Annotated in this window: 22 protein-coding genes; 8 read left to right on the top strand and 14 right to left on the bottom strand. The window is 68.3% G+C overall.

Annotated features, from left to right (window positions below; all coding sequences use genetic code 11):
* Positions 1–96 precede the first annotated feature (96 nt).
* Entirely contained in the window at positions 97–2,754 is a 2,658-nt protein-coding gene (alaS, locus tag Y958_RS06100; protein WP_088871294.1) for an alanine--tRNA ligase, read from the bottom strand.
* Between the two features lie 229 nt (positions 2,755–2,983).
* Positions 2,984–4,012, bottom strand: a complete 1,029-nt coding sequence (locus Y958_RS06095) for a hypothetical protein (protein WP_088871293.1) — start codon at positions 4,010–4,012, stop codon at positions 2,984–2,986.
* A 158-nt stretch (positions 4,013–4,170) separates the two neighbouring features.
* Here Y958_RS06095 and Y958_RS06090 point away from each other — a divergent pair, with 158 nt between their 5' ends.
* Positions 4,171–4,704 carry a DUF2867 domain-containing protein gene (locus tag Y958_RS06090; protein ID WP_088871292.1) on the top strand — a complete coding sequence of 178 codons (534 nt, stop codon included), beginning with the start codon at positions 4,171–4,173 and terminating at the stop codon, positions 4,702–4,704.
* Between the two features lie 4 nt (positions 4,705–4,708).
* On the opposite strand, the gene Y958_RS06085 is transcribed toward Y958_RS06090, so the two are convergent.
* The 9 genes from Y958_RS06085 to flgB all read right to left on the bottom strand — a co-directional run bounded on the left by Y958_RS06085 (position 4,709) and on the right by flgB (position 12,944).
* Positions 4,709–5,230: a DUF2380 domain-containing protein gene (locus Y958_RS06085; RefSeq protein WP_211098550.1), complete on the bottom strand. Its 522-nt coding sequence runs from the start codon at positions 5,228–5,230 to the stop codon at positions 4,709–4,711.
* 200 nt (positions 5,231–5,430) lie between these two features.
* The gene (recA, locus tag Y958_RS06080) at positions 5,431–6,507 is read right to left on the bottom strand and encodes a recombinase RecA (RefSeq protein WP_088871290.1); all 1,077 of its coding nucleotides are present in this window, start codon (positions 6,505–6,507) and stop codon (positions 5,431–5,433) included.
* A gap of 270 nt (positions 6,508–6,777) precedes the next feature.
* A complete protein-coding gene (locus Y958_RS31245) occupies positions 6,778–9,348 on the bottom strand; it encodes a hybrid sensor histidine kinase/response regulator (protein ID WP_145727807.1) in 2,571 nt (856 codons plus the stop codon).
* A 116-nt stretch (positions 9,349–9,464) separates the two neighbouring features.
* The gene (flhB, locus tag Y958_RS06070) at positions 9,465–10,547 is read right to left on the bottom strand and encodes a flagellar biosynthesis protein FlhB (protein ID WP_088871289.1); all 1,083 of its coding nucleotides are present in this window, start codon (positions 10,545–10,547) and stop codon (positions 9,465–9,467) included.
* Positions 10,548–10,560: 13 nt separating this feature from the next.
* Complete coding sequence (gene fliR / locus Y958_RS06065) at positions 10,561–11,322, bottom strand: flagellar biosynthetic protein FliR (RefSeq protein ID WP_004272108.1); 762 nt, start codon at positions 11,320–11,322, stop codon at positions 10,561–10,563.
* Positions 11,322–11,600, bottom strand: a complete 279-nt coding sequence (fliQ, locus tag Y958_RS06060) for a flagellar biosynthesis protein FliQ (protein WP_004272109.1) — start codon at positions 11,598–11,600, stop codon at positions 11,322–11,324. The genes fliR and fliQ overlap by 1 nt, the downstream gene beginning before the upstream one ends.
* A gap of 122 nt (positions 11,601–11,722) precedes the next feature.
* Positions 11,723–12,028, bottom strand: a complete 306-nt coding sequence (gene fliE, locus Y958_RS06055; protein ID WP_004272110.1) for a flagellar hook-basal body complex protein FliE — start codon at positions 12,026–12,028, stop codon at positions 11,723–11,725.
* A 27-nt stretch (positions 12,029–12,055) separates the two neighbouring features.
* A complete protein-coding gene (flgC, locus tag Y958_RS06050; protein ID WP_004272111.1) occupies positions 12,056–12,466 on the bottom strand; it encodes a flagellar basal body rod protein FlgC in 411 nt (136 codons plus the stop codon).
* A 70-nt stretch (positions 12,467–12,536) separates the two neighbouring features.
* The gene (gene flgB, locus Y958_RS06045; RefSeq protein ID WP_004272112.1) at positions 12,537–12,944 is read right to left on the bottom strand and encodes a flagellar basal body rod protein FlgB; all 408 of its coding nucleotides are present in this window, start codon (positions 12,942–12,944) and stop codon (positions 12,537–12,539) included.
* 451 nt (positions 12,945–13,395) lie between these two features.
* On the opposite strand from flgB, the gene Y958_RS06040 reads away from it, so the two are divergent.
* The 7 genes from Y958_RS06040 (at position 13,396) to Y958_RS31240 (ending at position 16,853) form a co-directional block, all read left to right on the top strand.
* Positions 13,396–13,791, top strand: coding sequence for an EscU/YscU/HrcU family type III secretion system export apparatus switch protein (locus Y958_RS06040; protein ID WP_338039294.1), 396 nt, complete (start codon positions 13,396–13,398; stop codon positions 13,789–13,791).
* Positions 13,788–14,120, top strand: a complete 333-nt coding sequence (locus Y958_RS06035) for a hypothetical protein (protein ID WP_145727806.1) — start codon at positions 13,788–13,790, stop codon at positions 14,118–14,120. Before Y958_RS06040 ends, Y958_RS06035 begins: the two co-directional genes overlap by 4 nt.
* Positions 14,110–14,478 (top strand): FliO/MopB family protein, encoded by a 369-nt coding sequence (locus tag Y958_RS06030; RefSeq protein WP_244909393.1) that lies wholly within the window; start codon positions 14,110–14,112, stop codon positions 14,476–14,478. Before Y958_RS06035 ends, Y958_RS06030 begins: the two co-directional genes overlap by 11 nt.
* Positions 14,475–15,248, top strand: coding sequence for a flagellar type III secretion system pore protein FliP (fliP, locus tag Y958_RS06025; protein ID WP_088871287.1), 774 nt, complete (start codon positions 14,475–14,477; stop codon positions 15,246–15,248). The genes Y958_RS06030 and fliP overlap by 4 nt, the downstream gene beginning before the upstream one ends.
* A 133-nt stretch (positions 15,249–15,381) precedes the next feature.
* Entirely contained in the window at positions 15,382–15,837 is a 456-nt protein-coding gene (locus Y958_RS06020; protein WP_088871286.1) for an STY0301 family protein, read from the top strand.
* Positions 15,838–16,020: 183 nt separating this feature from the next.
* Positions 16,021–16,416: a BPSL0067 family protein gene (locus Y958_RS06015; RefSeq protein ID WP_244909392.1), complete on the top strand. Its 396-nt coding sequence runs from the start codon at positions 16,021–16,023 to the stop codon at positions 16,414–16,416.
* 5 nt (positions 16,417–16,421) lie between these two features.
* A complete protein-coding gene (locus tag Y958_RS31240; RefSeq protein ID WP_145727805.1) occupies positions 16,422–16,853 on the top strand; it encodes an STY0301 family protein in 432 nt (143 codons plus the stop codon).
* Positions 16,854–16,861: 8 nt separating this feature from the next.
* Here the strand turns inward: Y958_RS31240 and Y958_RS32745 are convergent, their stop codons facing one another.
* From Y958_RS32745 to Y958_RS06000, 3 genes are read right to left on the bottom strand one after another with little or no spacing between them, the layout of a single operon-like run.
* Positions 16,862–20,320: a tetratricopeptide repeat protein gene (locus tag Y958_RS32745; protein ID WP_088871285.1), complete on the bottom strand. Its 3,459-nt coding sequence runs from the start codon at positions 20,318–20,320 to the stop codon at positions 16,862–16,864.
* Positions 20,317–21,075: an OmpA/MotB family protein gene (locus tag Y958_RS06005; protein ID WP_088871284.1), complete on the bottom strand. Its 759-nt coding sequence runs from the start codon at positions 21,073–21,075 to the stop codon at positions 20,317–20,319. The genes Y958_RS32745 and Y958_RS06005 overlap by 4 nt, the downstream gene beginning before the upstream one ends.
* On the bottom strand, positions 21,072–21,761 hold the full coding sequence (locus Y958_RS06000) for a flagellar motor protein MotB (protein WP_088871283.1): 690 nt from the start codon (positions 21,759–21,761) through the stop codon (positions 21,072–21,074). Before Y958_RS06000 ends, Y958_RS06005 begins: the two co-directional genes overlap by 4 nt.
* Positions 21,762–21,789 lie beyond the last annotated feature (28 nt).

The raw sequence follows: 21,789 nt of genomic DNA, 5'->3' as shown, positions 1-21,789 counted from the left end.
GGACGCGGTCGCGTCCTAGGGTAAAGAGCGCGAGAGGATAGAGCCAGGAACAAGATCGGCGTGAGGTCACCCCCACGCCGATGACTTGTTTCGAACCTAGCCGGCGATGGCGGCCTCGACCGCCGCCACGGCGGCGTCGGCCTTGTCGGGCTCGCTGCCGCCGGCCTGGGCCATGTCGGGGCGGCCGCCGCCGCCCTTGCCGCCCACGGCCGCTGCCGCGACCTTCACCAGGTCCACGGCGTTGAAGCGGCCCGTAAGGTCGGCGGTCACGCCGGCCACCAGGGTGACTTTACCTTCGCCCTTGGCCACCAGCAGGACGATGCCGCTACCGATCTGGCCCTTGATCTCGTCGGCCAGGGGCTTCAGGTCCTTGGCATCGATGCCGTCCAGCACGCGGGCCGACAGTTTCACGCCGTTGATCACCTTCTCCGGCGTGGCGGCGGCACCGCCGCCCCCGCCCAGGGCCAGCTGGCGCTTCAGGTCAGCCACTTCCTTTTCCAGGCGGCGGCGTTCCTCCACCAGGGTGGCGACGCGGGCCGGCACCTCGGCCGCGGAAACCTTCAGGGCGCCGGCGGCGGCCAGCAGGCGGCCCTCCTGCCCTTCCAGGTATTCGAACGCACCCCGGCCGGTCAGCGCCTCGATACGGCGCACGCCGGCGGAGACCGCACCCTCCGACACGATCTTGAACAGGCCGATGTCACCGGTACGGCGCACATGGGTGCCGCCGCACAGCTCAACGGAGTACTGGCGGTTCAGGCCTTCGTCCTGCCCGCCCATGCTGACGACGCGGACCTCGTCGCCGTACTTCTCGCCGAACAGCGCCATGGCGCCCTGCTCGATGGCCTCGGCCGGGGTCATCAGGCGGGTGACGACCTCGCTGTTGCCCAGGATGCGGGCGTTCACCGCCGCCTCAACCACGCGCACGTCGTCATCCGACAGCGGCGTCGGCTGGCTGATGTCGAAGCGCAGGCGCTCCGCCGACACCAGCGAGCCCTTCTGCGTGACATGCTCGCCCAGGCGCTGGCGCAGGGCCTCGTGCAGCAGGTGGGTGGCGGAGTGGTTGGCGCGGATGTCGCCGCGACGGCGGCCGTTCACGCGCAGTTCCACCAACTGTCCGGGCGAAAGCGTGCCGTGGGTGACGGTGCCGATGTGGGCGAAGACGGCGCCCAGCTTCTTCTGCGTGTCGCTGACGGCCACCTCGACGCCACCGGCGCCGAAGATCACGCCGCTGTCGCCCACCTGGCCGCCGGACTCGCCATAGAACGGCGTCTGGTTCACCAGCACGATGACATCCTGGCCGGCGGTCGCCTTGCTCAGCTTGTTGCCTTGGCGATCCAGCACGGCCGTGACCTTGCCCTCGGCGTTCTCGGTGTCGTAGCCCAGGAACTCGGTGGCGCCCAGCTCATCCTTCAGCTCGAACCACACGCGCTCGGTCGCCGCCTCGCCGCTGCCGGCCCAGGCCTTGCGCGCCTCGGCCCGCTGGCGCTCCATGGCAGCGGTGAAGCCATCGACCTCGACGGTGCGGTTGCGGCCGCGCAGCACGTCCTGCGTCAGATCCAGGGGGAAGCCGTAGGTGTCGTACAGCTTGAACGCCACCTCGCCGGCCAAGGGCTGACCGGCACCCAGCTTTTCCTCTTCCTCGTCCAGCAGCTTCAGGCCGCGGTCCAGCGTCTGCTTGAACCGGGTTTCCTCCAGCCGCAGGGTCTCGGTGATCAGGGCCTGGGCGCGCTGCAGCTCGGTGTAGTGGCCGCCCATCTCGCGCACCAGCGCCGGCACCAGCTTGTGCATCACCGGGTCACGGGCGCCGATCATGTGGGCGTGGCGCATGGCGCGGCGCATGATGCGGCGCAGGACATAGCCGCGCCCCTCGTTCGCCGGCAGCACGCCGTCGGCGATCAGGAAGGAGGAGGCGCGCAAATGGTCGGCGATCACGCGGTGCGACACGGCGTGCGCGCCCGACGGGTCGCTGTTGGTGGCATCGGCCGACGCCTCGATCAGCGCCCGCATCAGGTCGGTGTCGTAATTGTCGTGCACGCCCTGCAGCACCGCCGCCAGACGCTCCAGCCCCATGCCGGTGTCGATGGAGGGCCGGGGCAAGGACACCCGCTCCTCCTTCGTCACCTGCTCATACTGCATGAACACCAGGTTCCAGATTTCGATGAAGCGATCACCGTCCTGGTCCGGGCTGCCGGGGGGGCCGCCGGGGATGCCCTCGCCATGGTCGTAGAAAATCTCGGAGCACGGGCCGCAAGGGCCGGTGTCACCCATGGCCCAGAAATTGTCGGCCGTGGGGATGCGGATGATGCGGTCGTCCGACAGGCCGGCCACCTTCTTCCACAGGCCATGCGCCTCGTCATCGGTGTGGTAGACCGTGACCAGCAGCTTGTCCTTCGGCAGGGCGAAGGTCTTGGTGATCAGGTTCCAGGCCAGCTCGATCGCGTCGGCCTTGAAATAGTCGCCGAAGGAGAAGTTGCCCAGCATCTCGAAGAAGGTGTGGTGCCGGGCGGTGTAGCCCACATTCTCCAGGTCGTTATGCTTGCCGCCAGCGCGCACGCACTTCTGCGAGGTGGTGGCGCGGGTGTAGGGGCGCACCTCGTTGCCGGTGAAGACGTTCTTGAACTGCACCATGCCGGCGTTGGTGAACATCAACGTCGGGTCGTTGCGCGGCACCAGCGGGCTGGACTCCACCTCCGTGTGGCCGTTCTTCACGAAGTAGTCCAGGAAAGCGGAGCGGATCTCGTTGGCGGTCTTCATCGGGCAACAGCCTTAAGCATGCGAAGGAACATCCCCTGGCGCGAAACACCAGGACAGGGTTTGTAGCGTGCGGATGCGGGGGCTGTCCATGGGATGGGGGCGATGAAATGCCCTGGGCGCGCGGCTTTTCACCGCTTTCCATTCCAGATGAGCCCCGGCGCCCCTGTCGATTGAACGATCGACGGGCGGACTGACTGATCCTGACCGATCGATTGGCGCGACGGCCCCGTCAGACCAACAGCAGGGTGTTGTTGGGCGTGGCGATGACCGTGGGCGCCGTGGGCACGGTGGGGGTGGTGCCGGCGGCCAAGTCCTGGTCGGCGGCGTCCACCTGCTTGGCGGCGTCGGCGATGTCCTGGCCGCTGTGGTCGGGGTCCTGGGGATCGCCGGGCTTGCGCTCCAGGATGTGCTTGGCCTGGGCGTAGACGCTGCGCGCCTGGTCCATCAGGGTGCGGACGTTGCCCATGAAATCCATGCGTTCCTTGCGGGCCGCCGTGTCCTTCTCGCTGTCGGGCACCTGAATGATGCCGGCCTTGTCGGTCTTGCCCTCATTGGCCGCAGCCTGGGCGTCGCCCGTCTGCAAGGTGGCGTCGGCGCCGGCTGCGGTGGCGGCTTGCGCCGATGCGGCCTGGGTGGAAGTGGTCGGGGCCTGGCCGGTGCCGGCGGCGGTGGCCTGGATTTGGGCGGCGTCGCTGCCCACGCCGGCGATGTCGGTAGCGGCGCCACCGGTGCCGGCCCCGCTGGTGCCCGCGGCACCGGAGGCGACGGAAGAATCGCCGCCGCTGGCGCCGACCGTGGCGCCGTTCTTCACGGCGCCGGCATACTCCTGCGCGGCAGAGCCCAGGGACTTGGCCACGTCCGCCGCCTCGCGCGCGATGCGGGCGGCTGCCTGCTTGTCGCCCATGGCGGCGGCCAGCTGGGCGCGCATGCGCAGGGCCTTCAGTTGGCGCTTGGCGTTGTCGACCTTGTCCTGGGCGGCCTTCTTGTCGTTGTCGGCGGACTTCTGCTTGATCTGCTTATCCAACTGCGTGGCGTCGGCCTGCAGCTTGGTCAGCTTCTTCAGGGTCTTTTCATCGACGAAGGCGCCGATGGCGCCAGCGGTGTCGCCCTTTTGCAGGGCGGCGGCGACCTTTTCAGCGGTGGTCTTGGGGGCGTTGGCGGTGGACGCGCCACCGAACAGCGACGTCTGCTGCGTCACCGAGGAAGCCAGGCTTTGCGCCTGGGAATAGCCGTACGCGCCTGTGGTCGAAACCATCATCCGCCCCCCATTTTGGGTCCATGATCTTCGCATTCATGCGATCGGTGCGGATGATACGCTTTTGATCTCAGTTCTGCAATTAAGTGGCGTTACGCCTTTGGGGGTGGCGGGTCGGGATGGCGGGGATAAGATGCGCGCGGCCTGCGAGGGAGCCCGCCATGACCGTGCACGAAACCGCCTCCCGTGAAGTCGCCCCCCAGGAGGTCGCACCGGCCCCTGACACCTGGGCCCTGCTGCCCGGCGCCCAGTTCGCCGATGCCTTCCGCCTGACGCTGCCGCCCACCGGGACACCTGCCGATGTCCGCCCCCTGGACGCCCTGACCGCGGCACAGCGCATGATGGGCACCTCCCCCACCTGGGTGCGGCGGCTGATGGCCCTGCGCAACGCCATCGTAGCGCCCCTGGGCCTGAAGGCCCCCCGGCCACCGGCGGCAGAGGCCTCGCGCGCCGGCCATATCGGCATCTTCCCCATCCTCAGCTGCGGGCCGGACCGGGTGGTGCTGGGCATGGCGGACAAGCACCTGGATTTCCGCGCCGTGGTCGACGTGCGCCAGGAAACGGGTGGCTGCCAGGTCACCGCCACCACGGTGGTGCGCACCCACAACTGGCTGGGCCGCGCCTACCTTACCCTGATCATGCCCTTTCACCGCCAGGTGGTGCGCACCATGCTGAGCCAAGTGGTATCCCCATAAAAGGTCAGGGGGCAGTACCGTCCAGCACCAAGCCGTCCATCTCGCGGGCGATGAAGTGCGTCATGCGCCGCCAGGCCTCGTCATTGTCGCCGCGAAAGGACAGGAAGCGGTCCAGCAGCAGCCTGTTGGTCTGGAGGTCCAGGACCTGAACCTTGGTGCTGAGCAGCAGGGTGCTGGTCTTGTGCACATCCCCCAGCACCAGCACCCGGGCGCCGGCCCGGCGGGCAGCCTCCGCCAAGGCGGCGGGATCGGCGGCACGGCAGTCCACCCCGTTGCCCGCCCCGCCGCAGGCCAGAGGCAGCACCCGATAGCGGCCGCCGCTTCCCAGGTCGGCCCTCAGGCCCCGGGTCAGTTCCGCCAGCCGCGCCGCGTGCGCCGCCTGCTGGTCCCCCGCCTCACCCGAGGTGTCGACGAAGCCGAAGTCGGGGATGGCGATGGCCGTGGGCGCCGCCGCCCGGCCGATGGGGACCAGCGCCAATACGGCCAGCAGGACGATGAGTCCGACGCTTCCGAGAGGCCTTGCCATTCCATCCTCCGCCCTTTGGCCCCGTCCTTTGGCTGGGGTCAGGATAAGCCCGTGATCCTGGCGAATCGACAGCCCCTACCTCCCCCAGGCCTAAAGAATGAGAACAGGTATGAAAAAGGCGGACCGTCACCGGCCCGCCTTGCTCATTCTCATTGCTCAGACGCGGTCAGGGCATCCGCCCTTTGGCCACGACGAAGGCATCACTCGGGGCTGTCGGCGTCGCCGTCGGCCTCGGGGGAGCCCACCATCATGGCGCCGGCCACCAGGCCGGCGTTGGCGCGGACCTTTTCCTCGATGGCCTTGGCGATGGCCGGGTTGGTGCGCAGGAACTGCTTGGCGTTCTCGCGGCCCTGGCCCACGCGCTGACCGTCGTAGGAGAACCAGGCGCCCGACTTCTCGACCACGCCGGCCTGAATGCCCAGGTCGATCAGCTCGCCCACCTTGGACACACCCTCGCCGTACATGATGTCGAACTCGACCACGCGGAACGGCGGGGCCAGCTTGTTCTTCACCACCTTCACGCGGGTCTGGTTGCCGACGACGTTGTCGCGGTCCTTGATGGCGCCGATGCGGCGGATGTCCAGGCGGACGGAGGCGTAGAACTTCAGCGCGTTACCGCCGGTCGTCGTCTCCGGGTTGCCGAACATCACGCCGATCTTCAGGCGGATCTGGTTGATGAAGATGACCAGGCAGTTGGACTTGGAGATGGACGAGGTCAGCTTGCGCAGCGCCTGGCTCATCAGGCGGGCCTGCAGGCCGACGTGGCTGTCGCCCATCTCGCCTTCCAGTTCGGCGCGCGGCACCAGGGCCGCCACCGAGTCCACCACCAGCACGTCGATGGCGCCGGAACGCACCAGCGTGTCGGTGATCTCCAGGGCCTGTTCACCGGCGTCGGGCTGGGAGACCAGCAGGTCGTCCACATTCACACCCAGCTTGCGGGCGTAGGACGGGTCCAGCGCGTGCTCGGCATCGACGAAAGCGCAGGTGCCGCCGCTCTTCTGCGCCTCGGCGATGGCGTGCAGCGCCAGCGTGGTCTTGCCCGAGCTTTCCGGCCCGTAGATCTCGATGATGCGACCGCGCGGCAGGCCGCCGATGCCCAGCGCGATGTCCAGGCCCAGGGAGCCGGTGGAGATGGCATCCACCTCCATCGACGCCTCCTTGGCGCCGAGCTTCATGATAGAGCCCTTGCCGAACGCGCGTTCGATCTGGCCGAGAGCGGCGTCGAGGGCCTTTTGCTTATCCATGGGTGTTTCTACCAGACGAAGTGGTGCCGACATCTTGCTGTCCCCCTCTTGTCGCATACGGCCAACGGGCGTTCAACGGCTGCGGTAAAGGGGAATGTACCCTCTACGTTCTCATTCGCCAAGCTCGAAAGTTTGCCATTTGTTCTTTTTTGTTCTTGTTATGATGCCCTCAGGCGCCGGGTGCCGGCATCCGCCGGCTGGGCTTCCTCGCTTTCCAGTCCACTGCGTTCCCCGGAAAGCTGCGGCGGCCGCGGTCGCGGCCTAGTGGGCGTGTTCTGGATTCGCCTGCAGTCAACCGGGCCTTCACGCCCCCGTGCGCGGGGCGCCTTCCATCACTTCTTTCACCTTGGCCGCCAGCTGTTTCAGGCTGAAGGGCTTGGGCAGGAAGTCGACCACGGCGCCGTCCTTCAGCGAATGGCGGAAGCGGTCCTCGGCATAGCCGGAGATGAAGATGACCTTCACGTCGGGGCGGAAGCGGCGCACCTGTTCGATCATGGTGGGGCCGTCCATCTGGGGCATGACCACGTCGGTGACGATGAGGTCCACGTCGCCGCCCCGTTCCCCCTGCAGCAGGTCCAACGCCTCCTCGCCGCTGCGGGCCTCCAGCACGGTGTAGCCCTTGTTGCGCAGGGCGCGGGCGCCGAAGACGCGCACGGCATCCTCATCCTCCACCAGCAGCACGGTGCCCATGCCGGTGAGGTCGGCGGCAGCCTTGTCCTTGGACTCCTCCGCCGGGGCCGCCTGGGCCAGCGCCTTCTCGTCCAGGCGCGGCAGGTGGATGGAGAATTTGGCCCCCTCCCCCGGCTTGCTCTCCACGAAGACGAAGCCGCCGGTCTGGCGCACGATGCCATAGACGGTGGACAGGCCCAGCCCCGTGCCCGACCCCACCTCCTTGGTGGAGAAGAAGGGCTCGAAGATGCGCTGCAGGTTCTCCGGCGGGATGCCGATACCGGTATCGATCACCTCCACCACCACCCAGTCGCCGGGCGGCATCTCCTCCGTCTCATGGCGGATGGGCTCGGTCGTGTGCAGGTTGCCGGTGACGATGGTCAGCCGCCCGCCCTTGGGCATGGCGTCGCGGGCGTTCACCACCAGGTTGATGATGACCTGTTCCAGCTGGCCCTGGTCCACCCGCACCAGGCCGGTGTCGCGGCCGTGCAGCATGCGCAGCTCGATGTTCTCGCCGATCAGGCGCCGCAGCAGGTTGGACAGTTCCGCCAGCACGTCGGTGATGCTCAGCACCCGGGGCTGCAGCGTCTGCTGGCGGGAGAAGGCCAGCAGCTGGCGCACCAGGTTGGCGGCGCGGTTGGCGTTCTGCTTGATCTGCATGATGTCGCTGAACGACTGGTCGCCCGGCTTGTGCCGCAGCAGCAGCAGGTCGCAGAAGCCGATCATGGCCGTCAGCAGGTTGTTGAAGTCGTGCGCCACGCCGCCGGCCAGTTGCCCGATGGCCTGCATCTTCTGCGACTGGACGAACTGCGCCTCCAGGTTCTTCTGGGCGGTCATGTCCACCAGATGCAGGATCAGGCCGCGGTCGCCGTCGCCCTCGCCATCGAAGCGGCGGGAATAGACGTGCACCACGGCACCGGAGGTCCCACGCAGCCGCGCCTCCACCGGCGTGCCCATGCCCCCGCCCATCCCCCCGCCGGCACCCGCCGACGGCCGGCCCTCCAGCACCTCACCCAGGCGGGCCAGCAGGTTGGCGCGGTGTTCCGGCTGGAACAGGCTGGCGATGGGCTCGCCCTGCACGTCACCCAGCCGCAGGTCAGCCATGGTGAGGAAGGTGGGGTTGCACTCCGCCAGGCGGAATTCCCCATCCACGAAGGCGAAGCCGGTGGGCGCGAACTGGAAGAAGCGCTGGAAGCGCTGTTCCGCCCGGCGCAGCTCCTCCTCCCGCGCGGTTTCGCGGGTGAGGTCGCCCAGGAAGATCAGGCTGCCGCCGGACGACGACGCCACGTGCAGCACGCTGGCGCGCAAGGGGGCGGCGCGGGCCGCCGCCAGCTCCACCTCCGCCATGCCGGCCAGGCGCCCGGGAAACAGCTCTCCCAATGGCGGCGTGGCCAGCAGGTCGCGCAGGTGGCGGCTGCCATCCTCCAGCAGGTCGCGGGTATGGCCCAGCCAATCGGCCAGCGTGAGGTTCACGCGCAGCAAGGTGCCGGCGCCGTCGACCAGCATGACGCCCAGGGGCGCCAGATCCCACAGCTCGCGCCAGGGATGGCTGCCCGGCACGGGGATGGCGCCACCGCTGCGCACCCGCCATTCCGACAAGCTGGCCTGGCCCGCGGCGACCAGGGGCCGCGCCACCACCAAGCGCGGCGCCGGCCTGCCCACCCCGCCGGAGGGATGCCCCCCGCCAGCCTGGCCCGACGTGTCATCGACGAAGACGACGAAGGCCTCGCCCCCCTCGCCCCGGCGCACCGCCTCCTCCAGCTCGCGCAGGCGTTGGCTGTCGGCCCCCTCCCGGCAATGGTGGGCCAGGATATCGACCACCCGCCTGCCATCGACGGCATTGGCCAGCGCGGCGAAGGCGCCGTTGGCGGCCAGCAGGCGCCCATCCGCCCCCGCCACGGCCAGGGCGTCGGGCACCGCCTCCACCACCGCGCGCAGCACGGCGGTGCGCGCCGCCACCTGTCGTAGCCACAGGACGCCCAGCAAAGCCATCAGCAGAAAGGCGCCGGCGGCGGCGATGGCCGCCAAGCTGGCGGTGCGGTCCGGCAATCCCCACCAGGACAGGGACGCGGCCAGGAACAGCGCCGCCGCGAGCAGCGGCACCCCGGTCACCAGCGCCAAGCCCGCCCGCGCCACCCCGCCAGCCAGGTTTTCCGGCGGCGTCGCGGACGGGGCGGAGGACGGGCGGGAGGGGAAAACGGCCACCGGCAGGCACCTCGGGATCGGGGGCCCCGATCCTATCAGCACCGGCCGCGCGGGACGAGATGCCAAGAACGAAATAAAACGGAGGCGCCGGCACCCTTCCGGCAGAGCGCTTTAGGTCAGCGCTTGGGAAATGTCTTCTTCTTCAACTTGAAGACATAGGAAATGACCTGGGCCACGGCCTTGTAATGCTCCGCCGGGATTTCGTCGTCCACCTCGGCGGTGGCGTACAGGGCGCGGGCCAGCGGCGGGTTGGGCACCAGGGGGATGCCGTGCTCCTCCGCCAGCTCGCGGATGCGGGCGGCGATGAAGTCCACGCCCTTGGCCACCACCATGGGCGCGGTCATGCTCAGCGGGTCGTACTTCAGCGCGATGGCGTAGTGGGTGGGGTTGGTCACCACCACGTCGGCCTTGGGCACATTCTCCATCATGCGGCTGCGGGCACGCTGGATGCGCAGGGCGCGGATCTTGCCCTTGATCAGCGGGTCGCCTTCCGTCTGCTTATGCTCGTCCTTCACTTCCTGCTTGGTCATGCGCATGTCGCGCATGAACTTCCAGCGCTGATACCACCAGTCGGCGCCGGCCAGCAGGCCCAGGGCAATGAGCACGCGGAAGATCAGGCCCACCGCCTGGCTCTTGGTCTCATTCACCAGGCCCATTAGCGGCAGGCCGATGAAATGGTCCACCGCGTGGCCCAGGGGGATGAGGCCCGGCAGCACGATGACCGACACCACCGTCAGCTTGATGACGGACTTGGCGAACTCGATCAGGTTGCTGACCTTGAACTTGTTCGGCAGGTTGGTGACGGGGTTGAAGCGGTTGAGGTCGAAGCTCAACACCCGTTCGGCGCTGAAGACGAAACCCACCTGCAGGACGGAGCCGAGGAAGGCCGCGACCACCAGCAGGGCGAAGGGCACGGACATGGCGACGGCCACCTGGCCCAGCAACTCGGTCATCAGGTGGCCCAGCCCCCCCCTGTCCACCGGCATGGTCTCCGGCCGTTCTATGAAGGGGACCAGCACGCCGTGGATGCGCCCGAACGTCCAGGGCAGCACGGCCACCACCAGCACCAGGATGGCGCCCAGCATGAAGAGGTGCGGCACCTCCTGCGACTTGGGGATGTTGCCCTTGTCCCGGGCCTCGGACAGCCGTTTGCCTGAGGGATCTTCCGTTTTGGAATCTGGATCCTGGTCTTCCGACATGGCTCCCTTCCCCTTACGACGACAGGAAGGGCATCATCTGCCCCTGGAAGGCGCGCAACCAATAGACCATCAGGCCCGACAGGCTGCCCCCCAGCAGCACCAGGCCCAGGGCGATCTGCAGCGGCTGGGTCACGAAGAACACCTGGATGGACGGCACCAGCCGCGCCACCAGGCCCATGCCCAGGAAGAACAGCAGGCCGATGACGACGAAGGGCGCCGACATCTGCAGGCCGATCATGAAGCTTTCCGAGAAGATGCGCGTCAGATGCTCGGTGAAGTCGCCCAGCGGCATGGCCCCGCCGGGCGGGAACAGGCCATAGCTGCGCACGGCGGCCAGGATCAGCATGTGGTGCATGTCGGTGGCGAACAGCAGCAGGATGCCCAGGATGCCCAGGATGGAGTTCACCACCGTCGTCTGCTGCGACATGGCGGGGTTGAAGGCCTGGGCGGAACTGAGGCCGACATGGTTGGCGATCAGACTGCCCGCCGTTTCCAGCGCCCCCATCATGGTGCGGGCGATGGTGCCGATGAAGATACCGATCAAAGCCTCACCGATGATCAGCACGGCCATGTCGGCGGGCTGCGCCGGCTCCGGCGGCAGGGTGCCGCCCACGGCCGGCGTCACCGCCAGCGCGACCATGACGCCGAACAACAGGCGGATGCGGGTGGAGACGAAGGTTTCGCCCACGGTGGGCATGATCAGGAAGGCTGCGCCCAGCCGCACGAACACCATGAGATAGGCGTAGAACTGGCTGACGAGGAAGGTCTGCAACATCACTCGCTGCCCGTTCCGACCCCGACGATCTTGTCCATGATGCCTTCGGTGAAGGTCACCATGTGGTGCATCATGAAGGGGGCCAGGAACACCAGGGCCACGAACATGGCGATGATCTTGGGCACGAAGGTCAGCGTCTGTTCCTGGATCTGGGTCAGCGCCTGGAACAGCGAGACGGCCAGGCCCACCACCATGGACACGGCCATGATGGGCCCGCTGACGATAATGACCGTCAGCAGCGACTGGCGCACGATCTCGATGATTTCCTGTTCGTTCATGCGCGGGTCCACAGACGCGAAAGGGGCGGCGGACGCCCCGTCGGGGCCAGCTTGCCCCAGAACCATCCGTCCCACAAATGTGAAACAGGGCCAGCCCGGAGGGTGCCCCTCCGGAACCGGCGTCACATCGGCATGCGCATGATTTCCTGGTAGGCGGAGATGACCTTGTCGCGCACGGCTGTCACGGCCTGCAGCGTCACCTCGGCGTTGCTGACGGCGTTCACCACGTCGGTCAGGTCGGCCTTGCCCACCACACCGGCGGCGGTCATGCGCTCGCCCTGGTGCATGGTGTCGATGGCGTCCACCGCCGCCTGCTTCATCAGCTCGCCAAAGCTGGGGCCGCTGGCGGGGGCTGCCATGCCGGGGCCGGAGCCCTGGCGGGCGGTGTTGGCGTAGGCCGCGATCGCGTTCGGAATGGGAATGGCCATCTTGGTAACTCAGCTCCGGTTCGCGGCTCAGTTGCGCAGCAGGTCGATGGTCTTGGTCAGCATGGTCCGCGTGGCGTCGATGACGCCCAGGTTGGCCTCATACGACCGCTGGGCCTCGCGCATGTCCATCGATTCCACCAGGCCGTTGACATTGGGCATCAGCACATAGCCCTCGCTGTCGGCGCTGGGATGGCCGGGGTCGAACTTGCGCTGGAAGTCGCTGCGGTCGACGTCGACCTTCTTCACGTTGACGGTGTTGATGCCCAGCGCCTTGTCCAGGCTGTTGGCGAACAGCACCACCTTGCGGCGGTAGGGCAGGTCACCCGGGCTGGCGGCCGTGCTGTCGGTGTTGGCCAGGTTCTCGGCGATGACGCGCAGGCGGGTGCCCTGCGCCTTCATGCCGGCGGTGGACAAGTTCAGCGCGTTCATCAAATCCATCGGAACCCTCGCCCGCAACCCATTAAGAAGATACAGAACCAACCATCAAGAAGACGTTAACCAGAATCGGTCAGCCGGAGCCCTTGCCCAAGGCCATCTTCAGCATGCCGATCTGCTTGCGGTAGAGGTTGGTCAGCGCCTGGAAGTCGATGGCGTTCTGACCGATCTTGGTCATCTGATCCTCCAGCACCACGGCGTTACCGGTAGGCGAAGTTTCATAGGCCGTGCGTTCCTTGGCGGAGCGGAAGCCGCCCGCCCCCGTGCTGCTGGCCGACAGGTGGGCCGGATCGGTCGACACCAGGTCCAGATGGCCCGCCTCGCGCAGTTGGTGCTTGAAATCGAAAGGCACCAGGTCCTGCGCCTGGTAGTTCGGCGTGTCGGAATTGGAGACGTTCTGTGCCAGGACCTCCTGGCGCTGGTTATCCCAGGCCATCTTGTCCGACATCAGCTTGAAGATACCCAGCCTGTTCAGGTCCATGATCCGTACTCACCTACCCATAAGGGTCAAACCGGGGGTCGCCGTCCCCAAAAGCACCAAACGCCAGGCCCAGGCACCTCTATCGCCATAGATGGGTCATATGCAATCTGCAAGCCATTGCCTAGAGAATCGCTCTAAACCAAATGGGATTCCAGCATTTTTTGCCGGCTCCCCTGCCCCGGGTCCGGACACCGCTCCGGCACCCCCTGCATTTTCCAACGGCAGCGCCCCAATCGGCGGCACCCCCATCGCCGGCACCCTCGGGCGGCTGTCCATTTGCGTCCGGCGCCGGGGAGTTATACCCTGGCCCCGTCCCTGCATGTTCCGCCCCATGCGCCGCCCAGGGTCCCATATGGCCGGCCGGCGCCGGTTTTCAATTCAACGAAGGACTCATCCGCCTTTGGCCCCCCCGACCTCCGGCCCGACGCCCCCAGACCCCAGGGGTGACTCCGTGGGCGACCAAAGGGGTGAAAGCGACAAGCCCCGCCGCCAGGTGGCCGTGGCCTTGCAGCACATGGCCGAGGGCCTGCCCCGCATCGTCGCCACCGGCCAAGGTGCCGTGGCCGAGCAGATCCTGGAACTGGCCTTCGCCAACGGCGTGAAGGTTCGGCAGGATGCAGACTTGGCGGAAATCCTGTCGGTCATCGACATCGACAGCGAAATTCCCATCGAGGCGCTGGCGGCGGTGGCGGAAATCCTGGCCCACGTCTACCGTGCCAACGGCCGCCTCAGCAGCGGCGTCCCGCTGGATGCAACCTCCGCCGGGGCCGTCCAGCGCCCCAACCCTTATGGCCAGGCCCCCGGTCCGGGACCCGCCACCACGTCCGGAACACCGCCGCTCAGATGACCCCGCCCCTTTCCCCTCAAGCGGATGCCTTGGCCACGGCCATGGACGACCTGCTGGCCATCCTGAACCGCACCGCCGACCTTGTTGCAGCCGGCGACGCGGTGGAGTTCGCCGGCCTGGAGGATGAAGCCACTGCATTATGCAATGCAGTTGTCCAATTACCGCCGCAGGAAGCCCGATCCTTCCTGCCACGGCTGGAGGGCGTGCTGGCGGCCCTGGAGAGGCTGGAAGCGGTGGTGAGGAAGGCCAATGAGCTGACGCAGGGCAAGGCCACAGTGGGCCGGGCGGCCGCCGCCTACCGCCGGGCCGAAGACCCGGATGTCGGCTGACCTCATGGCCACCTCCGCTGCCTATTACATCTACGCCGCCCTGATGCTGGGCCTGGTGCTTGGCTTCATCCTGGTCACCGGCTGGCTGGTGCGCCGCTTCGGCGGCGGCGCCCTCATGCGCCTGCCCGGCCGGGCCCAGCGCCGCCTGGGCGTGGTGGAGGCCATGGCCCTGGACCCGCGCCGCCGCCTGGTGCTGATCCGGCGCGATGGGGTGGAGCATCTGCTGCTGCTGGGCGGCACCCAGGACCTGCACCTGGAGGGCCCCATCCCGCCGGCGGGCGCCGCCGCCCCCACCTTCGAGACCGTTCTGAACGAGGCCGCCGCCCCGACGGCGCACGCCCCGGGGCCTGTACCATGAGCACCACCCCCAGTCGCCCCTCCCGCCTGTTCCGCTGGGGCGTGCCCGTCCTGGCCGTCCTGCTGACGGTGGCAGCCTCGCTGCTGGCCGGCGCCGCCTACGCGCAAAGCCTGAACCTGGACCTGGGCTCGCAGGGGGGCAGTTCCACCAGCCGCATCATCCAACTGGTGGTGCTGATCAGCGTGCTGTCGGTGGCGCCCAGCATCCTGGTGATGATGACCAGCTTCGTGCGCATCATCATCGTGCTGGGCTTCCTGCGCTCCGCTTTGGGCACGCAGCAGGTGCCGCCCAACCAGGTGATGCTGAGCCTGGCCCTGTTCCTCACCTTCTTCATCATGGCGCCCACCTTCCAGGCGTCCTACGACGCGGGCATCAAGCCCATGATCGACGAACAGGTGGATGAACTGACAGGCCTGAAGTACGCCGTCGTGCCCTTCCAGGACTTCATGCTGAAGCACACGCGGGAACGCGACCTGCAACTGTTCACCGACATCGCGAAGATCGACAAGGTGACGACGGCCAAAGATCTGCCCATCCAGGTGGTCATCCCGGCCTTCATGCTGTCCGAGCTCAAGCGCTCGTTCGAGATCGGCTTCCTGGTATTCGTGCCCTTCCTGGTCATCGACATGGTGGTGTCGTCGGTGCTGCAGTCCATGGGCATGATGATGCTGCCGCCGGCCATGATCTCCCTGCCGTTCAAGATCATCTTCTTCGTGCTGGTGGACGGCTGGTACCTGATCGTGGGCAGCCTGGTGAAAAGCTTCGGGTAACGCGGTTATCGGTGCTGACGCAACGAAGTCTAGGGCGCTTTGCCGCTGTTCAGCAGGCTCTTCCCATCTAAATTCGTAGAAGGCGTTAGGATCAACGCCTTGCCCCACACGCCACACGACCTGAGTGAGGAAAATGAAGAAGGTTCTGACCAGCGGTCTGCTGTCCCTGTTCGCCGTCACCGCCGTCACCGGGTTGGGGGCCGGCCAGGCCGCCGCCCAGGCCGGCCCGCAGTGCCCCAAGACTCTGCCGGTGACCGAGACGGTCAAGGACGTGCCGGCCGGCTTCAAGGCCTATCAGGACGGCACCCCGCCCAAGGCGCCGGACGGAAGCGCCCTACCCCTGCCGCTGGCCGCCATCCTGTTCTGGAACGGCGAACCCGGCGGCCAGCCGCCCCTGCCCCCGGCCACCCAGTCGCGCACGGCGCTGACCTGGCAGTTCACGCCGGCCCAGGCCCAGAACCTGTGGATGGCCTGCGCCTATGATGCCACCGCCATCATGATCGCGTCCAAGATGCCGGCCAGCGTCCACACCTGCACCGTGACCCTGTCACCCGACGGCAACATGGCCGCCGGCCTGAACTGTCAGTAAGGGCCATCGCTCGATACACCCGGCCCTGGTGACGCCACCAGGGCCGGGACATACCCGTCAATCCGGCGGCCTCGAAAGGCTTAAACCCAACCACGCGGAGCCGTACTTAAGAAAAATGGCAAAAACCTGAGGCAGCGCTAATTCAGAAGCGAAATTGCACGCGCTGATTTAGGAAGGCGATTCATGCCATATGTCTACGATAACGTGCTGTCCATCTTGACCCAGCCACCGAAACCAAACGTGGGAACGGGACAGTGTGTCGCCCTGATCGAAGCCTACACGTCCGTTCCGAAACCAGCGTCCGTCTTCTGGAAGGAAGGGGCCGCCGTCCGGGGAAATACGTCGCTGAAAACAGGAACGGCCATCGCCACATTCGTGAATGGCAAATACCCCAGCCATAGCCATGGCAACCATGCCGCCTTCTACGTAAGCCAAGATTCAACGGGCATCTGGGTCGTGGATCAGTATTCCCACAGCGGCGGGATCTTCAAACGCCATCTTTCCTTCAAAGGAAAGAATGAAGACGGCACCTATAAGAACCCAAGCAACAACGGCGACGCCTTCTCGGTGATCGAGTGAGAAAAATGAAAACCCTTATCGTTCTCGGCACCCTCGCGTTTTCCGTTGGCAGGGCTCTGGCCGCAGAGACTGCGCCCCAATGCCCCAAGACATTCGCTGTGACCGAGGCACCCGCCTCAGTGCCGGCGGGCTTTACCGCCTACTCTGACGGCAATCCGCCGACAACGGTAAGCGCGACACCGATCGCTCACCCCCTGGCCACTGTCCGCTTCTCCGATGGGCCACCGACCGAACAGGCGATCCTGGCCCCAGACGCATCGACCAAGACCGGCGCCAGCTGGAAATTTGAGCCGGCACCGGGCAAGGATATCTGGATGTCATGCGCCTATGTCGCGACGGACGTCATCATCGCAACCAAACTGCCCGCCACCATCAAAAGTTGCCGCCTCACCTTCGATAAGGGTGGCAACCTGATGGAAAGCATGAGCTGCCACTGAGCTCGCGCTCAGCGCCGCTGACTGGCTGGCGCGGGCGGGGCCGCAGCGCCGTTGGAGGGCGCGTTGGACGCCGTCGGTGGCGACGCCGCCGGTGGCGCGGACGAAGTGGCCGGGGGTGCCGCGGCGCTGGGCGCCCCCTCGCCGGCGGGCGCGGCGGCGGCCGGTGTTTCACCCGGCACGGCCGCCCCCTGGGTCTGGCGGGTGCGGTAGCTGTCCAGGAAGCTCTTGAACAGGTCGATTTCCTTGACCTGGTTCTGGATGGTGGCGGCGTCCAGCAGGCCGTTGGCCTCGGTCGGGCGGGTCATCACCTGGAACATGTTGGAATCCGGCCCCTTGTCCATGGACGGGCCGAAGTCGGCGCGCAGCTTTTGCAGGCCCGGCAGGTCCTGGGCCAGCGACAGGGCAACGGCCCGGTTCACCACCAGGCGCGAAATGGTGGGGTCGATGGGCTGGCCGGCGGCCGGCGGCGGGCCGATGACGTCGGCCAGGGCCTGGGCCGCCAGCGGCCATTGCTTGGCATGCCAGGCGATATCGATGCGCATCAGGTTGGCGGGGCGGGAATTGTCCTGCTTCAGCAGGGCCACGGCCTCCGGCCCCTTGTCGGTGCGCGACAGGGCGCGGGCCCGCAGCAACCGGCGTTCCGCGGCCATGGTCTCGGAAATGCCCGGCACCTCCGACTGGTCCAGGGCCGCCAGCGCCTTGTCCGGCTGGTTGTTCAGCAGGCGGATGGCCGCCTCGCGCGTGCCCACCTGGGCCTTCTGCTCCCCTTGCAGGCGGTACTGCACCTGGCGGTCCAGCAGTTCGGCCGCACGGTCCAGCAGGTCCACGTCCACCAATCGTTCCGCCAGCACGCGGATGACGGTGTCGCCGTCGGGCCCCGGGGGCGTCAGTTCCTTGTACTGCTCATACAGCGACAGCGCTTCCAAGGGCGGCATCTTGTCGGCACCGTTGCGCACGAACAGGCCGGTGAAGGTGTCCGTCATCTGCTTGGTGATCAGCGGCGCCTCGGGGCTGTTGGGGAACAGGGTGATGGCGCGCTTCATGGTGTCGAAGGCCTGGGGGAAGTTGCCGGCCTTGATATGCAGGTCGGCCAGGCGGCGCAGGATGTGCAGTTCCAGGTCGTCGCCCGTCCAGGCGAAGCGCATCTTCTCCATCTGCTCCGCCGCCTTGGCGGGGGTCAGCTTGCCGGCGGCCAGTTCCTCGTCCACCAGGGCCATGCGGGCCTTGGTGCGGTACAGGCGATCCGTCCCCTCCGTCGCCGCGCGGTAGGACTCGATGGCCTTCTCGTGATCCCCGGCCAGGCGCGCCGCCTCGCCGCGCAGATAGTTGATGGCGGTCTCGGCCGGCCCCTTGTTGGCGCCGCGCTTCACCAGCCGGTCCAGCAGGGTGTTGGCCGTGTCCACGTCGCCCTTGGCCAGCGCCGCCTCCGTGGCGGCCAGGCTGAAGCGGGTGTTGAACGGCTCCGGATATGTCCGCAGCAGTTCCCGGCGGCTCTGGAACAGGCGATAGGCGGTGTCGTCGTCGCCGGTGGTGTGGGCGGCGTAGGCGCGCCACAGAGCCACGTCCGGCTCGTTCTGCAGGGCGGGGGCCGTCAGGTCGTCCAGGCCGCCCTTGGCATCGCCCGTCAGGATGCGGGCGGTGCCGCGCACGGCGGCGAATTCCGCCCGCTTCTCCAAATCCGGCTGGTCCTTGCGCGCCATCTCCAGCAGGCCCAGCGCCTCCTGCCCGAAGCCGTTGCCGGCGTAGAAGCGAGCCAGATCCAGGCGCAGCTTGGGCCGATCGTCCGGTGGGGCCTTGACGATCTCGTTCATCACGTGCTCGCGCCCGGCCACAAACCCGTTGGGGTCCACCTTGGCCCAGCGCTGGAAGTCGAAGAAGCGGTCGGGCTCCACCACCGGCGGCGGCGGGGCCGCGGTGGCGATGTCGGTGGAGGGGGAGAGGCGCAGACCGCCCGGCACCGTCAGTTCAACACCCTCCTTGGCCGGCTGCACCAGCAAGCGTTCATCGATGGGGCGGACCACCACCCCCTGGGCCGTGGGCAGGAACTGCGCCTCGGCATAACGCAGCGTCACCGGCATCAACTGCGGCGCCGGACTCATGGGGATGACCTTCAGCGTATCGCCCACCACCGGGTCGGAGAAGGTGAAGACCTTCACCGGCTTGGGCGTCTTCACCACCAGGCGCGGGCCCAAGGCGAAGTCGGGGTCGGTCACCACCGGCACGCCCGCCGGCGCGCCGTCCGCCGGCGCGGTCGGGGCGTGGTCGAAGGTGATGCGATAGCCGGTGGCGCCCTCGCCCGTCACCTTGGGCTCCAGCACGGCCGGCGCCGGCAGGCGGAAGCCGGTGCCGCCGGTGAAGGCCACCGGCTCCACCTGCCCCAGTACGGCCGGCTGGTTGGCGGGTTGCGTGGGTGCGGTCGTGGGCGGCACCGCGCGGTCGAACAGCACGTAGAGCCAGCCGGCGCGGGCGAACACCGCGACCGCCGAGGGCTGGCCGGGGTCGAACACCAGAGTGGGCGGTGGTGCCGGCGGGGCGTCGACGCCGGGCGAGGCGGCCACCTCGGAAGCCGGCGCCGCCTCGGGCGCCGAGGCGCCAGGCGGATGCGCCGCCACGGCGGGCGCGGGCTTGGCCTCGGGTGTCCTCGCTTCCGGTGCTTTGGCGGACGGGGCCACCTGCGCCGCGGCCTTGGCGGCAGCCTCTTTCGCGGCGGCATCCTTGGCAGCCTGCTGCTGCTGGATCAGGTACAGCGGCTGGCCTTCCTTGACCGCGCGCGGATCGGCCGGTGGTGCTGCCACCGAGGGCGGGGCGCCACTGGCGGCCGAGCCAGCCGGCGGCCCGCTGGTCGGGCCATTTGGCGGCAGGGCGGCAGCTTGGGTGGGCGCGGGAGCGGGTGCTACCACCGGCATCCTGGCGGCGGGGGTCGCCTTCTCCGCCGGGGGCGCCGAGGTGGTGGTGCTGGCTGGGGCCGGCGGGGCGCCGGGCTTGCCGTCGCCCACGTCGATGACGACCTTGTCGCCGGAGCGGGACTGTTCGACCGTCGCGTTGGCGGGGATGGTCAGGGCGATGGTCAGGCCGGGACCGCCCGCCACCGCCTCCACCCCCGAAATGCGGGGGGAGCCGGCCTTGCGGGCGGCACCCAGATCGGCCTTGGCCGGCTTGTCGAAATGGATCAGCAGCTTGGCGCCGTCGCGCTCCAGCGTCGACTTGACCGGTCCCGCCCAGTCGAACACCAGGCGGCTGCGGCCGGGATGTTCACCGGCGCGCACCGCCACCGTGGGCAGGGCGGCGCCTGCCTCCGCCGGTTGCGCGGCGGCGGGCTGTGAGGCGGGCTGGGGAGGCACCTGCGCCGGGCCGGCGGCGGGCGACGCCTCCTTGGTCTCCTGGCGAGCGGCCAGGGCGGGGGTCGCCGCCAGCGCCAGAGCGACGCCCATCAGCAGGGAGCGGAAAAGCGGGGCGTAAGCGGTCATGACGGGGGCTTGCCGTCCCGGGCGGCGTATTCACGGATGACGATGTCGATGCGGCGGTCGGCACTGGCCCGCTCGGCGTCGGTCGCGGCGCCCAGGGCGGCCGGACCGGCGCCGTCGGCCTGGCCACGCACGGTGATGGGCTCGGCATAGCCCGCGCGGGCCAGCGCCAGGGCGATGGTGCGGCCGCGCGCCAGCGACAGTTCCCATTTGGATGGATAGGCGGCGTTGGCGATGGTGCCGGGCGCGACGGGGCTAGGGCCAATCGGGCCGGGATCGGTATGGCCCACGACCTCCACCGCGTTGGCGACGTTGCTGACCACCCCGCCCAGCGCGAACAGGATGGCTGACCCGGCGGAGGACAGGGTGGTGCCCCCGGGGGCGAACAGCGCCTCCTCCGGCAGGGCGGCCACCAGACGGTCGCCCGCGTGGATGACGCGGACGGCCGCCAAGGCCGGGTCGCTGGAGAGCTGGCGTTCCATTACCCTGCCCAGATAGCCCAGGTCGGTGGCCTTGCCCCGGTCCAGGTTGCCGTTGCCGTGCTGCTCGGCAGGGGAGCCGCCGAAGATGGCCTGCAACACCTGGTCCCGCCGCGCGTCGGGGGCCGTCATGCCGTACAGCATCACGAAGAACGACAGCATCAGGCAGACGAAATCGGTGAAGGAGATCAGCCAGATGCGCTTGGGTGCCTGGACCTTGGGCGCCAGGGACGGCAGGAAGCCCGGGATGGGCGGCGGCAGGGCGTCCGGCTCGGTCATGGCCGCGTCTCCGCCGCCGGCGTCACCGGAACCGCCGGCAGGCCGGCACGCGGCAGCCGGGCGCGGAACAGGAAGCGCACCGTGTCCGCCCTGCCCTTCTCCACCCCCACGGTCATGGCGCGCAGGGGCACGCCGGCCGCGGCCAGGGTGCGGGCCATGGCGCCGGCCTGGAACACGGGCAGGCTGGCACCGGGGTTGCCTCCGTCGCCCACCAGGAACTCCAGGTCGATCTCCAGCCCCGTCTCCTCATCCGGGCGTACGGCCTCGACCATCTGGTGCCACACGCCCTCGCGGCCGGGCAGGATGGTGACGATGGTGCCGCCCCCCTCCGCCGCCGTCGTGGCGAACAGGCTGGATGTCGGCATGGTCGCGGCCAGGGTGCCGCCCTTGCCGCCCTGGTCGATGACGGCGTCGGGCATCACGGCCACCAGGCGGCGGCCCACGGCCCCCAGGCGCTCATCCGCGCGGGCCAGCGCGGCCTGCGCCGCCGGCCCCTGGGTGAGGGTGACGCCGAACGCGTCCTGCACGGCCTGCACGACGGCGTCGAACTTGCGGTTCTCGAAGGTGGACAGCGAGGTCAGCAGGATGAAGAACGCCAGCAGCAGAAAGAATACCGATAGGTAGAGGACGAAGACCCCGCCCTCTTCCTGGGCGATCTTCCGTCCCCCCGACATCAGCCCCGCCATGGGCCGGTTCCTGGACGCCCCAACCGTC

Origin of the sequence: Nitrospirillum viridazoti CBAmc, assembly GCF_000730165.1 — a bacterium.
Lineage (GTDB): Bacteria > Pseudomonadota > Alphaproteobacteria > Azospirillales > Azospirillaceae > Nitrospirillum > Nitrospirillum viridazoti.
Note: the sequence above shows the minus strand (reverse complement) of the source record. Positions and strands in the feature narration are given on the sequence as shown.

What these genes read in the sequence shown, in the direction of transcription:
- Y958_RS06095 (WP_088871293.1), bottom strand. Translation starts at nt 4,012, where the DNA reads ATGATGGTTTCGACCACAGGCGCGTACGGCTATTCCCAGGCGCAAAGC.
- Y958_RS06030 (WP_244909393.1), top strand. Translation starts at nt 14,110, where the DNA reads ATGTCGGCTGACCTCATGGCCACCTCCGCTGCCTATTACATCTACGCC.
- Y958_RS32745 (WP_088871285.1), bottom strand. Translation starts at nt 20,320, where the DNA reads ATGACCGCTTACGCCCCGCTTTTCCGCTCCCTGCTGATGGGCGTCGCT.
- flgC (WP_004272111.1), bottom strand. Translation starts at nt 12,466, where the DNA reads ATGGATTTGATGAACGCGCTGAACTTGTCCACCGCCGGCATGAAGGCG.
- Y958_RS06035 (WP_145727806.1), top strand. Translation starts at nt 13,788, where the DNA reads ATGACCCCGCCCCTTTCCCCTCAAGCGGATGCCTTGGCCACGGCCATG.
- Y958_RS06005 (WP_088871284.1), bottom strand. Translation starts at nt 21,075, where the DNA reads ATGACCGAGCCGGACGCCCTGCCGCCGCCCATCCCGGGCTTCCTGCCG.
- Y958_RS06015 (WP_244909392.1), top strand. Translation starts at nt 16,021, where the DNA reads ATGCCATATGTCTACGATAACGTGCTGTCCATCTTGACCCAGCCACCG.
- fliE (WP_004272110.1), bottom strand. Translation starts at nt 12,028, where the DNA reads ATGGCCATTCCCATTCCGAACGCGATCGCGGCCTACGCCAACACCGCC.
- Y958_RS06000 (WP_088871283.1), bottom strand. Translation starts at nt 21,761, where the DNA reads ATGGCGGGGCTGATGTCGGGGGGACGGAAGATCGCCCAGGAAGAGGGC.
- fliR (WP_004272108.1), bottom strand. Translation starts at nt 11,322, where the DNA reads ATGTTGCAGACCTTCCTCGTCAGCCAGTTCTACGCCTATCTCATGGTG.
- Y958_RS06085 (WP_211098550.1), bottom strand. Translation starts at nt 5,230, where the DNA reads ATGGCAAGGCCTCTCGGAAGCGTCGGACTCATCGTCCTGCTGGCCGTA.
- recA (WP_088871290.1), bottom strand. Translation starts at nt 6,507, where the DNA reads ATGTCGGCACCACTTCGTCTGGTAGAAACACCCATGGATAAGCAAAAG.
- alaS (WP_088871294.1), bottom strand. Translation starts at nt 2,754, where the DNA reads ATGAAGACCGCCAACGAGATCCGCTCCGCTTTCCTGGACTACTTCGTG.
- fliP (WP_088871287.1), top strand. Translation starts at nt 14,475, where the DNA reads ATGAGCACCACCCCCAGTCGCCCCTCCCGCCTGTTCCGCTGGGGCGTG.
- flhB (WP_088871289.1), bottom strand. Translation starts at nt 10,547, where the DNA reads ATGTCGGAAGACCAGGATCCAGATTCCAAAACGGAAGATCCCTCAGGC.
- Y958_RS06020 (WP_088871286.1), top strand. Translation starts at nt 15,382, where the DNA reads ATGAAGAAGGTTCTGACCAGCGGTCTGCTGTCCCTGTTCGCCGTCACC.
- Y958_RS31240 (WP_145727805.1), top strand. Translation starts at nt 16,422, where the DNA reads ATGAAAACCCTTATCGTTCTCGGCACCCTCGCGTTTTCCGTTGGCAGG.
- fliQ (WP_004272109.1), bottom strand. Translation starts at nt 11,600, where the DNA reads ATGAACGAACAGGAAATCATCGAGATCGTGCGCCAGTCGCTGCTGACG.
- Y958_RS06090 (WP_088871292.1), top strand. Translation starts at nt 4,171, where the DNA reads ATGACCGTGCACGAAACCGCCTCCCGTGAAGTCGCCCCCCAGGAGGTC.
- flgB (WP_004272112.1), bottom strand. Translation starts at nt 12,944, where the DNA reads ATGGACCTGAACAGGCTGGGTATCTTCAAGCTGATGTCGGACAAGATG.